The sequence below is a fragment of the Bifidobacterium sp. ESL0819 genome (assembly GCF_052606245.1).
On sequence record NZ_CP199587.1, the window covers coordinates 201,447 to 214,995 of the forward strand.

A 13,549-nucleotide genomic window follows, 5' to 3' on the forward strand; every position below is an offset into this window, starting at 1 on the left:
ACTGTATCATCGTCCCCTTAGAAGACCCTCAGCTGAACCGATGCCAGGACTGCAATGCTCCCTGTCGCCCTTGGCGAGAATCGATCGGCCATGAAGACCTGATCTCGCCCGTCCTTATCAAGTTTTCCTATACCTTTTGCAAGACTCGCGCAGGTTCAGGGAACGATTGGCGGCGATAGATATTACCTATATGCCGGATCGTTGACCAGCCTGCTACCTGGAGGTTTTATGTGACAAGGCTTTGGGAAGGGGAATCGCCAAAGCCCGGTTTCCGGACGAAGCACCGGGAATATGTGGGCGCCTGACCGGGCGTCCGTAAGACACAAACCAGGAAATGAGAAAGAAATGACAGAAGACAGACGAGCCCAGTTCCATCAGATAGCCCGTGGTCCGGGGAACCAAGCCTGGCTGACCTCCGCTTGGCAGCACCACGTCGGACACGAGTACGGTGCCGAGAATTTTGCCGCAGCCACCTTGGATTTCGTCCGCAAGTGGGATTGGGACTGGGTCAAGATCAACCCGAGGGCCATATATTACGCCGAGGTCTGGGACGCAGTCTACGACAAGGATCACTATGATTGGCTGATCCCGCGCACCGTCCGTACCGCCATCCAGGAGACAGGGGATATCGCCCGCATCGACTACCGCGACCCTGAAACCAACAAGGTGCTCCAAGAACAGATCCAGGCCGCCAGGGCCATCCGAGAAGGCCTGGAGGACCGAGCAGTCATCGACACGGTCTTCTCCCCGCTCTCAGTCCTTCTTCAATTAGCTGATCTTCCCCTCTATCCCGAGGGGCAGGGCTCCGCGCAGGAGGACGACAGGAATCTGAACAGGCAGACGCTGATCTTCGACCAGCCCGAGGCGGCCAAGCGGGCGCTGGACAACATCGCCCGAACCCTTGCCGACTATGCAACCGTGCTGGTCAGCCCCAAGGAGCAGGGCGGGGCCGGCCTGGACGGCATCTTCTTCGCCGAGACCGGTCTGGCCAGCCATGGCTACTTCAACCAGGCGCAACTGGAGGAATGGGCCAAGCCCTATGACCGGATCGTGATCCAGGCGGTCAGACAGGCCAATCCGGAAGCCCTGGTCCTGGTGCATACCTGCCGGGAGGATGCCCATCCCGAAGAATTCACCGATCTGAATCCCGATTTTCTCCACTGGGACCAGTTCCGTTCAGGCAATCCTGAAATCAGCACCGACTTTCCTGCCGTGCCCGTTGGCGGAGCCGACTTCGAACTCTTCAACCCAGGCGGCGATGTGAACCAGATCCGCGAGGAATTGGACCAGACCATCCAGGCTCGTCAAGGCCATCCCTTCCTCCTGGCACCCTCATGCACCATTCCCACGCCCGCCGACGAGCAGGCCCTGCGCGTTCTGAGCGGAACCCGGGCCCCCAAGGAACTCTGAAACCGCAAACAACCACCGACATCAACCGTAAAACTCCAAGGGAGACATCATGGTCATCACATCAAAACAGCACCGGCGGCATCGTGGCACCATCAGGGCAATGGTTGCCCTCATGATCACCATGGCCATGGCCGGGGCGCTGTCATCCTGCGGATTGGGAGGCGACCAGGGCTCCTCTGCAGGATCGTCGGATCATGTGACCGTCGCTGCCATTTACCCTAAGACCGGTCTCTACGCCGAGTACGGAAAGATGTTCCAGCAGGGCTTTGACCTAGCCAAGGACCAGGTCAACAAGAAGGGCGGAATACAGGGCAAGCGCTTGGACATCGACTACTACGACACCCAATCAGATGCCAAACAGGATGCCGCCGTCGCCCCAAAGATCGCCTCCGACAAGTCAGTCATCGCCGTTGTGGGCGACTACTCCTCACCGGCCTCCTCAGCCGCATCGCCCATCTTCCAGCAGGCTGGACTGGTCCATTACGGCTTCAACAACTCCTCGCCGACCTTCACGAATTCTGGTGACCATGTATGGACACCTCAGATATCGCAGAAGACCTACCAGGAAGTGAATGCTGAAGCGGTGTCCAAACGAGCCAAGAAGATCTCCGTCGTCTATATAGAGAACGACTGGGGGAAGGAATCCTTCCAATACTTCAAGGAGGCTGCGGAACGGCTCGGGGTGCAGATCGTCTACCAGTCCTCCTATCTGCCCGATTCCACGGACCTGACTCCGATACTGATCCCGGCCAAGAATGCCGCCCCCGAGGCCGTGGTGGACATCGGTTACGGACCAGATGGGGCGCTGATCGCCAACACCCTGCGGGACAAACTGGACTATAAGGGACCCTTCTTCGGCGGTCAGGAGACCAAGGAGTTCCTCTCCCTGACCGGAGCGAACGCCCAAGGGGCCATTATCACCGGCGTCTTTTCGGCAACAGGCACCAAGGATGCGAAGGCCAAAGCCTTCGTCAAGAGCTTTGAGGACCGGTATCACACCGTCCCCGGCAACTTCGAAATCACTGCCTACCAGGCCATCAAGGACCTGGCCTACGCGGGCGAGAAGACCAGCCCCACCAGGGAGGGCATCCAGGAGGCCCTAAGCAAGGTCAAGGACTTCCCGCTCTACCAAGGCCAGGGAGGGACTTTCCGGTTCAACACCCAGACTCGACGGGCGGATACGATCAAGCCCATCCTCCTTCAGGTGGATCAGGGCAAATTCAAACAGATCGAGGAGTGAGCAGCGATCATGGTCGAGACGCTCTTTTCCGGACTCATTCACGGCGGCGTATACGCCCTGGCCGCCGTGGGTATGTCCCTGGTCTTCGGAGTGACCAATGTGGCCAACTTCGCACAAGGGTCGCTGGTAGCGGTCGGCATGATGACAGGATGGTGGGTGGGCTCTACCCTAGGCTGGGGGCTCATCCCCACCATTCTGGCTGTCGTCCTGGTCACAGGCCTGGTCGGTCTGGTCACCAACCTTCTGGTCATCATCCCCCTGGAGGGCCGGCAGCCAATTGCAGCCCTCCTGGGCACCGTTGGCCTGGGACAGGTCCTGGATAACGGGATGCAGCTGATCTTCGGCTTTCAGACCAGGGCCTTCCCCCAGCTGCTGCCCACCCACAACCTGCATGCGCTAGGCATCAGCTTCGGCACCTCCGACCTGGTCATGGGTCTGGTCGCCCTGGCCAGCATGGCTGCGCTCTGGGCCTTCTTAACCTACGGCAGGACCGGACAGGCCATCAGGGCCACCTCCCAGGATCCCCAGGCCGCATTGCAGATGGGAGTACCTGTCACCTCCATTCGCACCATAGCCTTCGTTATCGGCTCGGTCCTGGCTGGTATCGCCGGAATTTTCATCGGTCTGTTCAAGACGAACATCAACCCTATGGACGGCAACGCCATCGGCATGACGGCCTTCGTGGCCGCCGCTATCGGCGGGCTGGGCTCCATCCCCGGAGCCATTATCGGCGGCCTGGTACTGGGTTTGGCCGAGGCCGTAGGCGTAGGACTCTTTGGCGATGGCGTGCATGATCTGATCACCTTCGGCACCCTCCTGCTGGTCCTGATCCTCAAGCCTTCCGGCTTCCTGGGTCGCAAAGCAGACATGGGCAAGGAGCCCATGACCGGAACCCTCCCGGAAGCCGCCAGACCCATCCGACTGCCGCTTTGGGCCAATCTCGGCCTTGCAGCAGCCGCTCTGGCTACCCCCTTCATGTTCTCCGACCATCTGGCTGGCATCGGGACTCAGGTTGCCATATACGCCATTGCCGCAGTAGGCCTGACGCTGATCTCGGGCTCGGCCGGGCAGACCATCCTGGGCTTGGCGGGACCTGTGGCCGTAGGGGCCTACACCTCGGCTCTCTTGACCATGCGCCTGCATTGGCCCTTCACGCTCTCCCTGCTGGGTGCGGCCGTCATCGCCGCTCTGGCTGCGTCCCTGCTGACATTCCCAGTTTGGAAACTTAGCGGCCACTATGTGGCTATCGCCACCATAGGGGTGGGAGCAGTCATGGTCGCCATCATCCGCATCTGGGAACCTCTGACCAGGGGATCGCTAGGTCTGCAAGGCATTCCCCTGCCAACATTCCTGGGCAAGCCGCTCTACACCCAGCAGATGCAGTACCTCCTGGATCTGGTCATCCTTCTTCTGGTCCTTGCAGTGACCTCCCGGATCCGGTCCTCACATCTGGGCCACGTCTTCGAAGCCATCGGCGAGGACGGGCAAGCGGCCTGGTCCCTGGGAATCAGGACCGGGGCCTACAAGGCACTGGCCTACGCCCTGGCATGCGGTGCGGCGGGTATAGCAGGCGCTCTGCTGGCGCACCAGTACACCTATATCGACCCGACCCTCTTCAACCCGACCATGTCGACCCTGATTCTGACCATCATCGTCCTGGGTGGCATGAAGTCCCCGACCGGAGCCGTGATCGGCTCCCTGATCCTGGTAGGGGCTCCCGAACTGCTGCGCATCCTGCCCGAGGTGAGAATCATGGCCTACGGACTCGTCCTGATCATCTTTATCATCTGCAGGCCACAGGGTCTGTTCTCAACCAAAAGGAGGGCATGATGACGGGCAGCCGGCGCATTCCCGAACCTGCAAGCGACAATCCTGATCAACCCCTGCTCAGCGTGCGCAATCTAGGCAAGAGCTTCCAGGGGCTGCAAGCTGTGGCCAATGTGAACATGGACCTGGCATCCGGCCAGGTGATAGGCATTATCGGCCCCAACGGATCAGGAAAGTCCACGACCATCAACCTGATCTGCGGCTTTCTCAAGCCTGACTCGGGCCAGATCAGTCTGAGGGGACGCACCGTGACCGGCCTGCCCGCCACAGCCATAGCCGAGCAGGGGGTGTCCCGAACCTTCCAGAACGGCAGGGTCTTTCCGACCATGAGCGTTGAGGAGAACGTGGCCGTAGGATTCCATAGGCGCCTGGAAGCTCGCAGGCCCTTTCGCCGTCTGGAGAAGTGGCCCATCCTGCGATGGATCCCAATGCTGGCGCAGACCTGGCTGACGCTGGTGCCCGGTCCCGCCTGCCGCAGGGAGACGGTCCTCGAGCGCAAGGCCGTTCAGTCCGAGATCGACAGATTCAGCGAGCGCCTGGAAGAGCATCGGACGCAGGCCGCCTACACGCTCTCCTACGCGAACCGGCGACGCACCGAGATAGCCAGAGCCCATGTCAGCTCCCCCAGCATCCTGGTTTTGGACGAGCCCACCGCAGGGATGAACCAGTCGGAGACGGCCGAAGTGCTGCAACAGCTCCTGGAACTCAAGGCCCAGGGTCAGACCATGCTTCTGGTTGAGCACAAGATCGACCTGATCGAAGCGCTTTGCGACCGGGTCATCGCCATGGACGGCGGTCGGATCATCGCCTCCGGCCCTCCCAGACAGGTCAGCGCCGATCCCCGCGTCATTACCGCATACCTGGGCGACCGCAGACCCCGCAACGATGCCCCTATGAACGGGCAGGCAGATGTTCTGGCCCGGCAGAATGCCCTGACTCCCGCCACCGTTGCAGAACAAGCCAATGGTCGAGATCATGACGGCGCGGAAACCAGTATGAAGGCCAAGGCAGGGGCATCCGGCAATAATGAGGAAAAGCCATCAGCCGATAGGGACCGGGCCTTGCTTTCACTGGATGCCATCGATGTGAGCTATGGCCCGGTCAAGGCCCTGGATCATGTCAGTCTTCGCGTTCCCCAGGGGGGCATCGTCTCCCTTCTGGGCGGGAATGCTTCGGGCAAGTCCACAACCATGAAGACCATCCTGGGCCTGCTGGCTCCAAAGGAGGGAACCATCCGTTTGGATGGACAGGAAATCACCCACATCCCCACCAAGGATCGGGTCCGCTCCGGAATCGCCTCGGTCCCTGAGGCCAGAAGAGTCTTTGCAGCCATGAGCGTGGAGGAGAACCTGCGCATGGGTGCCTACACCCAAAGGAAGCGCAATCAGATCGATCAGGATCTGGATGTCATCTATCAGCGATTCCCACGCCTGGCCGAACGCCGTGGACAGCAAGCCGGCACTCTTTCAGGAGGCGAGCAGCAGATGCTGGCCTTCGGCAGGGCCCTGATGAGCCATCCCCGGCTGATATGCATGGATGAGCCGACCATGGGCCTCTCGCCCAAGCTGGTCGACCAGGTGCTTGAACAGATCGCCTCCCTTCGTGACCAGCTGGGCATCTCCATCCTTCTGGTCGAGCAGCAGGCCGAGCTGGCCCTGTCCATTGCCGACTACGGGTACGTGCTGCAGAACGGTCTGATCCGTCTGGAGGGGCCCGCCCGACAGCTCTTGACTGACGAGCGTGTCCGCCAGGCATACCTCGGCAAGGCCTCCAATAACTGAAACCGGTTCGGAGGAGACCTCCCGATAGCAGGCGATAAGGAACGCCTATGAGCAGAGCCTTGCCTGCGACCTAGAAAAAAGTTTCGATAGTGGGCTATAGAGGGATTTGCAACCGGATACAAGCAGAGGAACACACCCGCATGAGCAAAGGATTCGCAACAAAAGCCGTCCATGACGGCTATGACTGTCAAAGCCTGGGCGGAGGCGCGGCCAGCATCCCCATCTACCAGTCGGCCGCCTTTGACATGGTCACCGCTGACCGGGGAGATGCCCTGGCCGCTGGCAAAATTCAAGGATTCTCATACTCCCGCCTGGCCAATCCCACGGTCAAGGTCCTGGAGGACCGCCTGGCCAGCCTGGAGGGAGGCAAGGGGGCTGTGGCCATGGCCTCAGGGATGGCTGCCGTCTCATCGGCCCTCATGTGTGCAGCCGAAGGCGGCGGGAGGCTGATCTCCCCTGTCGATCTTTATGGAACCTCCGTGGACGCCATGAAGACTTTCTTCCCCAACTTCGGCATTGAAACGGATTTTGTAGACGACATCAATGACCTTGACGCGGTGGAATCCCTGATCCAGGACAACACCAGGGCTATCTTCGCTGAGTCCGTGGCCAATCCGTCCACAGCCATCGCTGACATCCCCGGCCTGGCCGACCTGGCCCATCGGCATGGGCTGGCCCTGATCATCGACAATACGGTGCCCACGCCGTATCTGCTCAACCCGATCGACTTCGGTGCCGACATCGTCGTCCATTCGACCACCAAGGGGATCAGCGGCCACGGCAATGCCCTGGGCGGGATCATCGTGGATGCAGGGCGATTCGATTGGGGCAACGGCCGCTTCCCGCAGATGAGCCAGCCCGAACTGATCATCAGCGACGAGCGACACGGATCCATGGTCAGCTTTCTGGATGCCTTCGGCAAGATGGCCTTCCTCCACAGGGTCCATACCAAGTACCTGCACACCTTCGGGGCTGTCATGAGTCCCTTCACCGCCTACCTGCAGCTGACCGGCCTTGAGACCCTGCCCCAGCGGGTCGCCGCCGAGGTGAAGACGGCGACAGCTCTGGCCCGCCACCTGCTGACCATCCCCCAGGTGGAGCAGGTCAACTATTCGGGAATTCCCGAGGGTCGGCACCAGGGCGTTGCCACCTTGCAGGACCGCCTGGCCTCGACTCTGCTGCCTAAGGGCGTGGGCACGATCCTCTCCTTCAAGGTCCAAGGTGGCTACGGGCAGGTGAAGCGCATCGTAGACTCAGTGCGTCTCATGAGCTACATGCCCAACATCGGCGACTGCCGCACACTGATTGTGGACCCGGCCAGGATCACCCACAGAGAGGTTCCGGGTTCCTACCGCCTGAGTGCCGGCGTGGGCGACGACCTGATTCGAATCTCCGCAGGCCTGGAGAACCCGGATGACCTGGTCGCCGACTTGGATCAGGCCTTTGCAGCCGCCTACCAGAATAATCTCTGAAGCTGCGTCCCCCTACATCGCCAAAACCCGTTCTGCTCCCAAGGCCATCCTTGGACAATGCGGAGCGGGCATATATGCAGATTTGCATAAAGAAGAACCCGACCGTTTGGTCGGGTTCCTATGAAGCCAAAAGACGGAAAGAACTCAGCGGGTCTCCCGATGCAGGGTATGCTTGCCGCAACGGGGGCAGAACTTCTTGAGCTCCAGACGGTCAGGAGTGTTACGACGGTTCTTGGTCGTAATGTAATTACGCTCCTTGCACACGGTGCACGCCAGCGTAATGCCAGGACGAATATCTGCGGCTTTTGCCATGGTTCACCTCTATAGTCGTTGCACGACCGACGTATGTCGGCCACAGTAGCGAGGAAGAGACTCGAACTCTTGACCTTACGATTATGAGTCGTACGCTCTAGCCAGCTGAGCTACCCCGCCAGAGAGCCTCGGGTGAGAATCGGACTCACGACCTCTTCCTTACCAAGGAAGTGCTCTGCCACTGAGCTACCGAGGCGTGGCGGATAGAGGATTCGAACCTCTGAAGCATTACGCGGCTGATTTACAGTCAGCTCCCTTTGACCGCTTGGGAAATCCGCCATGCCGCACTAGAACCGGAGCTCCGTACGGCAACTTGCCTATGATGACATGTTTTTTTGTTTTTCGCAAGTCCCGCTCCGACGTCGTGTCCCTGGCGTCAGAGCGGGGCGGGCAGGTCAGAAATCCCAGTCGTCGTCGTCCGTCTCCACGGCCTTGCCCATGACATAGGAGGAGCCCGAGCCGGAGAAGAAGTCGTGGTTTTCGTCCGCATTAGGGCTCAGCGAGGCAATGATGGCCGGATTCACATCAGTGGTGTCTGAGGGGAAGAGTGCCGGATAGCCCAGGTTCATCAGTGCCTTGTTGCCGTTGTAGCGCAGGAACTTGGTGACGTCCTCCACCAGGCCCACCCCGGAATACAGGCTCTCGGTGTATTCAACCTCGTTGTCGTACAGGTCTCCCAGGAGCTCGTAGGTATAGTCGCTCATGGCCTGACGCTCGGAGTCGGAGACCTTGGCCAGCCCCTTCTGGTACTTGTAGCCGATGTAGTAGCCGTGAACGGCCTCATCGCGGATGATCAGGCGGATCAGATCAGCCGTGTTGGTCAGCTTGGCATGGCTGGAGAAGTACATGGGCAGGTAGAAGCCCGAGTAGAAGAGGAAGGACTCAAGCAGGGTGGAGGCCACCTTGCGCTTCAGGGGATTGTCGCCCTCATAGTAGTCCAGGACGATCTGGGCCTTGCGCTGGAGGAACTCATTGTGCTCGCTCCACTCGAAGGCGGCGTCTATCTGGGGCGTGGAGGCCAGGGTGGAGAAAATGGAGGAGTAGGACTTGGCATGGACCGACTCCATGAAGGCGATGTTGGTGTAGACCGCCTCCTCATGGGGAGTCAACGCGTCCGGGATCAGGCTGACAGCACCCACGGTCCCCTGGATGGTGTCCAGAAGAGTCAGCCCGGTGAAGACCCGCATGGTCAGGGTGTGCTCCTCCTCGCTCATGGCCTGCCAGGAGGGCAGATCATTGCTGACGGGAACCTTCTCGGGCAGCCAGAAGTTGCCGGTCAGACGGTCCCAGACCTCCAGGTCCTTCTCGTCCTCCAGACGGTTCCAGTTGATGGCGGAGACCCGGTCGATCAGCTTCAGCGGCTGCCGGGGAATGGAAATGGGTGGGACCATGGTTGATTTGCTCCTTGCTGGATGGATGTGGACAGTGCGACGCGGATCGTGACCGGACCGTCAGTCTACCGCATGGACGGACCCGAGCTGTGGACGCGGACCCGAAAGGGCCGGCACCGTTGCGAGAGACGGTGCCGGCCAGGTTCTCCAATGCTTCAGGACATGCTCCTTAGAGCATGCAGCTGACGCAGCCTTCGACCTCGGTACCCTCCAGGGCCTGCTGGCGGATCCTGATGTAGTAGAGGGTCTTGATTCCCTTGCGCCAGGCGTAGATCTGGGCCTTGTTCAGGTCGCGGGTGGTGGCCGTGTCGGGGAAGAACAGGGTCAGAGAAAGCCCCTGATCCACATGCTGGGTGGCCTCGGCATAAGTGTCCACGATCTTCTTCCAGCCGATCTCGTAGGCATCCTCGAAGTAGTCCAGGTTCTCGTTGGTCATGTAGGGGGCCGGGTAGTAGACGCGCCCGATCTTGCCTTCCTTACGAATCTCGATCTTGGAGGCAATCGGGTGGATGGAGCTGGTGGAGTGGTTGATGTAGGAGATGGACCCGGTCGGGGGGACGGCCTGGAGGTTCTGGTTGTAGATGCCGTCCTTGAGGATGGCCGCCTGAAGCTCCTTCCAGTCCTCAACCGTGGGGATATGGACCTGGTACTGGTCGAAGAGGTCCTTGATCCGCTGGGTCCTGGGCTCCAGGGAACGGCTGCCATCGGTGTACTTGTCGAAGTAGTTCCCCTGGCCTGCCGGCTTGGCGTAGTCGGACTTGGCGAAGGAGGCGAAGGCCTTCCCCCGCTCGACGGCCAGGGCGTGGGAGGCCCTGTAGGCGTGGTAGGCCACGGTCATGAAATACATGTCCGTGAAGTCCAGCCCCTCTTCGGATCCGTAGTGGATGCCCTCGCGGGCCAGGAAGCCGTGGAGGTTCATCTGACCCAGGCCGATGGCATGGCCTTCGTCATTGCCCCGCTTGATGGAGGGGACGGCCTCGATGTTGGTGTGGTCGGAGACGGAGGTCAGGGCCCGCACCGAGGTCTCGACCGTATCGGCCAGGCCGCCGTCCATGGCCTTGGCGATGTTAAGGGATCCCAGGTTGCATGAGATGTCGCGACCGATATGGTCGTAGTTCAGGTTCTCAGAGTAGGTGCTGGGCTCCTGGACCTGCAGGATCTCCGAGCAGAGGTTGGACATGGTGATCCGGCCGTCGATGGGGTTGGCCTTGTTGACCGTGTCCTCGAAGAGGATGTAGGGATAGCCGGACTCGAACTGGATCTCGGCCAAGGTCATGAAGAAGTCACGGGCATCGATGTACTTCTTGTGGATCCGCTTGTCCTTGACCATCTCCTCATAGTGCTCGGTGATGGGAATGTCCGCGAAGGGCTTGCCGTAGACCCGCTCCACATCGTAGGGCGAGAAGAGGGCCATGGGCTCCTTGCGCTTGGCCAGCTCGAAGGTGATGTCGGGGATGACCACGCCCAGAGCCAGGGATTTGATGCGGATCTTCTCGTCCGCGTTCTCCCGCTTGGTATCCAGGAAGCGCATGATGTCGGGGTGATGGGCCGACAGATAGACGGCACCGGCACCCTGGCGGGCACCCAGCTGGTTGGCGTAGGAGAAAGAGTCCTCCAGGAGCTTCATGACCGGGACCACGCCGCTGGACTGGTTCTCGATATGCTTGATGGGCGCGCCCATCTCACGCAGATTGCTGAGCAGAAGAGCCACGCCTCCGCCCCTCTTGGACAGCTGCAGGGCGGCGTTGACGCCGCGGGAGATGGATTCCATGTTGTCTTCGATGCGCACCAGGAAGCAGGAGACCGGCTCGCCGCGCTGGGCCTTGCCCAAGTTCAGGAAGGTAGGGGTAGCGGGCTGGAAGCGCCCGGAGATGATCTCATCCGTGTACTTCATGGCGGCCTGCTCGTCCCCGTCGGCCAGCTCGAGAGCCACGGCCACGCAGCGCTGCGGGAAGTCCTCCAGGTAGCGCTTGCCGTCGAAGGTCTTCAGCGCATAGGAAGTGTAGAACTTGAAGGCGCCCAGGAAGGTCTCGAATTCGAAGCCGCTCTCGGCAGCATGCTGATAGATCCTGTCCAGGAACTCCGGGGTGTAGCGCTCGAAGACCTTCCGGTCGTAGTACTCGTGGTCCAGAAGATAGGCGATCCTCTCGGCCGTGGAGGGAAAGGTCATGGTGTTGGTCCGCACGTGCGTGTCCATATACTGACGCTCGGCCTCGCGGTCCTTGTCGAACTGGATCCTGCCGTCCTTGTCATACAGGTTCAGCATGGCATTCAGGGCATGGTAGTCGTGAGCCGGATCGAAGGTCTCCTCATCCTCGGATGCGGTCCTATCCAGGGCCAGGGACGTGTCCTCATTTGCTCCCATCAGGTGTCCTTTCATGAGTATTGCGGTGATAGTGCGTGTAATGAAATTGGCTCAGGACTCTGGGTGGTTGCGGAAGAAATCCACAACCCCGCGGCGAACCTTCTCCTGGTCCTCCTTGGTGCCCATGAGCTCGAAATAGTAGAGGAAAGGCACATTGCACTTGCGGGAGATGATGTCCCCCGCCATGCAGAAGGCCTCTCCAAAGTTGGTGTTGCCCGAGGCGATGACCCCGCGGATGCCGGCCCGGTTGGCCGGATCGTTCAGGAAGCGCTTGATCTGCGGCATGACAGCCTTCTTGGCTGATCCGCCCCCATAGGTGGGGACGATCAGGATGTAGGGCTGTCGAATGTTGAGCGGCGGGTCCTTGGGCCTCAGAGGGATGCGGAAGACGTCTATCCCCTCGTCATCCAAATGGCAGTTGGCGATGAACCGGGCGGTGTTGCGTGAGGCCGACGAGAAGTAGACCACAGCCCCCAGTCGCTGACCCTGGGCGGCGAACTCTGGAACGCTGAGCTCCGAATCAGTTCCGGCGGTCTGCTGTTGCTCCATGCTTCCTCCTGATCAGGCATCCAGAACCTGTCTTGACGGTGGTGCCCGCCTCGAAGACGGACCTGTCAGGACCCGCCCAGCGCGAGCCTGAACTACTATATGTGCTATTGATATTGAAAACGGTGAGCATATATAGGGTTTTCTGTGCCCAATATCACAACGGTTCCAACTCGCCTAGAAGTCCCAGTCGTCGTCGTCCGTGGACTCGGAGTGCCCCATGACGTAGGAGGAGCCCGAACCCGAGAAGAAATCATGGTTCTCGTTGGCCGAGGGCGACAGGGCCGCCAGAATCTCCGAACTGACATCGGTCTGGTCGGCCGCGAACCGGGCCGGGTAGCCCAGGTTCATCAGCGCCTTGTTGGCATTGTAGCGAACGAAGGCGAAGACGTCGTCTACGAAGGGGAAGCCCTGATAGATCTGCCCGGAATAAACCATCTCCAGATCGTAGAGCTTGTCCAGCAAATCATTGGTGAACTTCTCCAGCATGGCCTGGTCGGCCTGCGTCCTCTCCTCCAGACCCCGCTGATACTTGTAGCCCGAATAATAGCCATGGATGGCCTTGTCGCGCAGGATCAGCCGGATCATGTCGGCCGTGTTCATCAGCTTGGCATGACTGGAGAAGTAGAGGGGAAGGTAGAAACCAGCATAGAGCATGAGCGAAGAGAGCATGGTGGAGGCCACCTTGCGCTTCAGGGGGTCCTCGCTGACATACTCATGCAGGACCGTGTGGACGCGCTCCTGGAGGACGTCGTTGGCCACAGCCCAGCGATAGGCCTTGTCTATCTCCTCACTGGAGCAGAGGGTGGAGAAGACCGAGGAATAGGAGCGGGCGTGAACCGACTGCATGAAGGCGATATTGGTGTATATGGCCTGCTCCTGCTCGGTGCGGGCATGATCGATCTGCACCAGCTCTCCGATGGTGGCCTGGGTGGTGTCCAGCATGGTCAGTCCGGTGAAGACTCGGACCGTAGTCTGGCGCTCATGATCGGTCAGGGTGTTCCAGGATGGGATGTCGTTGGACAGCGGCACTTTCTCAGGCAGCCAGAAGTTGGAGACCAGACGGTTCCAGACCTCCAGATCCTTCTCATCGGTGATCTTGTTCCAATTGACCGGACGAATCCTGGCCTCGGGGCTGACCCGGTATTGGGGCGGGGTGATGGACTTGCGCATCATCTCGTCGTCGGCATAGACACCGACCTCTG

General features: G+C 60.3%; 10 protein-coding genes and 3 tRNA genes. 5 read left to right on the top strand and 8 right to left on the bottom strand.

Features of this window, described 5'->3' with window-relative positions:
* Positions 1-345: 345 nt before the first annotated feature.
* From ACUIAD_RS00945 to ACUIAD_RS00965, 5 genes are all read left to right on the top strand, one after another.
* Complete coding sequence (locus ACUIAD_RS00945; RefSeq protein WP_445343378.1) at positions 346-1,410, top strand: uroporphyrinogen decarboxylase family protein; 1,065 nt, start codon at positions 346-348, stop codon at positions 1,408-1,410.
* A 49-nt stretch (positions 1,411-1,459) separates the two neighbouring features.
* Complete coding sequence (locus ACUIAD_RS00950) at positions 1,460-2,650, top strand: ABC transporter substrate-binding protein (protein WP_445343379.1); 1,191 nt, start codon at positions 1,460-1,462, stop codon at positions 2,648-2,650.
* A 9-nt stretch (positions 2,651-2,659) separates the two neighbouring features.
* On the top strand, positions 2,660-4,480 hold the full coding sequence (locus ACUIAD_RS00955; protein ID WP_445343380.1) for an ABC transporter permease: 1,821 nt from the start codon (positions 2,660-2,662) through the stop codon (positions 4,478-4,480).
* On the top strand, positions 4,477-6,258 hold the full coding sequence (locus ACUIAD_RS00960; RefSeq protein WP_445343381.1) for an ATP-binding cassette domain-containing protein: 1,782 nt from the start codon (positions 4,477-4,479) through the stop codon (positions 6,256-6,258). Before ACUIAD_RS00955 ends, ACUIAD_RS00960 begins: the two co-directional genes overlap by 4 nt.
* 140 nt (positions 6,259-6,398) lie before the next feature.
* On the top strand, positions 6,399-7,730 hold the full coding sequence (locus ACUIAD_RS00965; RefSeq protein WP_445343382.1) for an O-acetylhomoserine aminocarboxypropyltransferase/cysteine synthase family protein: 1,332 nt from the start codon (positions 6,399-6,401) through the stop codon (positions 7,728-7,730).
* Between the two features lie 144 nt (positions 7,731-7,874).
* Here ACUIAD_RS00965 and rpmG read toward each other — a convergent pair whose 3' ends face one another.
* The 8 genes from rpmG to nrdF (ACUIAD_RS01005) all read right to left on the bottom strand — a co-directional run bounded on the left by rpmG (position 7,875) and on the right by nrdF (ACUIAD_RS01005) (position 13,517).
* Positions 7,875-8,042: a 50S ribosomal protein L33 gene (rpmG, locus tag ACUIAD_RS00970; RefSeq protein ID WP_015022386.1), complete on the bottom strand. Its 168-nt coding sequence runs from the start codon at positions 8,040-8,042 to the stop codon at positions 7,875-7,877.
* A 46-nt stretch (positions 8,043-8,088) separates the two neighbouring features.
* Positions 8,089-8,162: transfer RNA gene (locus tag ACUIAD_RS00975), tRNA-Met, on the bottom strand.
* Positions 8,163-8,166: 4 nt separating this feature from the next.
* Positions 8,167-8,238: transfer RNA gene (locus ACUIAD_RS00980), tRNA-Thr, on the bottom strand.
* Position 8,239: 1 nt separating this feature from the next.
* Positions 8,240-8,321: transfer RNA gene (locus ACUIAD_RS00985), tRNA-Tyr, on the bottom strand.
* Between the two features lie 116 nt (positions 8,322-8,437).
* Positions 8,438-9,433 (bottom strand): class 1b ribonucleoside-diphosphate reductase subunit beta, encoded by a 996-nt coding sequence (nrdF, locus tag ACUIAD_RS00990; RefSeq protein WP_029678084.1) that lies wholly within the window; start codon positions 9,431-9,433, stop codon positions 8,438-8,440.
* Positions 9,434-9,602: 169 nt separating this feature from the next.
* The gene (nrdE, locus tag ACUIAD_RS00995; protein ID WP_110452603.1) at positions 9,603-11,798 is read right to left on the bottom strand and encodes a class 1b ribonucleoside-diphosphate reductase subunit alpha; all 2,196 of its coding nucleotides are present in this window, start codon (positions 11,796-11,798) and stop codon (positions 9,603-9,605) included.
* A 51-nt stretch (positions 11,799-11,849) separates the two neighbouring features.
* Positions 11,850-12,347: a class Ib ribonucleoside-diphosphate reductase assembly flavoprotein NrdI gene (nrdI, locus tag ACUIAD_RS01000; RefSeq protein ID WP_445343383.1), complete on the bottom strand. Its 498-nt coding sequence runs from the start codon at positions 12,345-12,347 to the stop codon at positions 11,850-11,852.
* Between the two features lie 174 nt (positions 12,348-12,521).
* Positions 12,522-13,517, bottom strand: a complete 996-nt coding sequence (gene nrdF / locus ACUIAD_RS01005; RefSeq protein ID WP_258333201.1) for a class 1b ribonucleoside-diphosphate reductase subunit beta — start codon at positions 13,515-13,517, stop codon at positions 12,522-12,524.
* Between the last annotated feature and the right edge of the window lie 32 nt (positions 13,518-13,549).

Bases quoted from the DNA above. Each gene is read 5' to 3' on its own strand.
- ACUIAD_RS00945 (WP_445343378.1), top strand. From the start codon at position 346: ATGACAGAAGACAGACGAGCCCAGTTCCATCAGATAGCCCGTGGTCCG.
- ACUIAD_RS00950 (WP_445343379.1), top strand. From the start codon at position 1,460: ATGGTCATCACATCAAAACAGCACCGGCGGCATCGTGGCACCATCAGG.
- ACUIAD_RS00955 (WP_445343380.1), top strand. From the start codon at position 2,660: ATGGTCGAGACGCTCTTTTCCGGACTCATTCACGGCGGCGTATACGCC.
- ACUIAD_RS00960 (WP_445343381.1), top strand. From the start codon at position 4,477: ATGATGACGGGCAGCCGGCGCATTCCCGAACCTGCAAGCGACAATCCT.
- ACUIAD_RS00965 (WP_445343382.1), top strand. From the start codon at position 6,399: ATGAGCAAAGGATTCGCAACAAAAGCCGTCCATGACGGCTATGACTGT.
- rpmG (WP_015022386.1), bottom strand. From the start codon at position 8,042: ATGGCAAAAGCCGCAGATATTCGTCCTGGCATTACGCTGGCGTGCACC.
- nrdF (WP_029678084.1), bottom strand. From the start codon at position 9,433: ATGGTCCCACCCATTTCCATTCCCCGGCAGCCGCTGAAGCTGATCGAC.
- nrdE (WP_110452603.1), bottom strand. From the start codon at position 11,798: ATGGGAGCAAATGAGGACACGTCCCTGGCCCTGGATAGGACCGCATCC.
- nrdI (WP_445343383.1), bottom strand. From the start codon at position 12,347: ATGGAGCAACAGCAGACCGCCGGAACTGATTCGGAGCTCAGCGTTCCA.
- nrdF (WP_258333201.1), bottom strand. From the start codon at position 13,517: ATGCGCAAGTCCATCACCCCGCCCCAATACCGGGTCAGCCCCGAGGCC.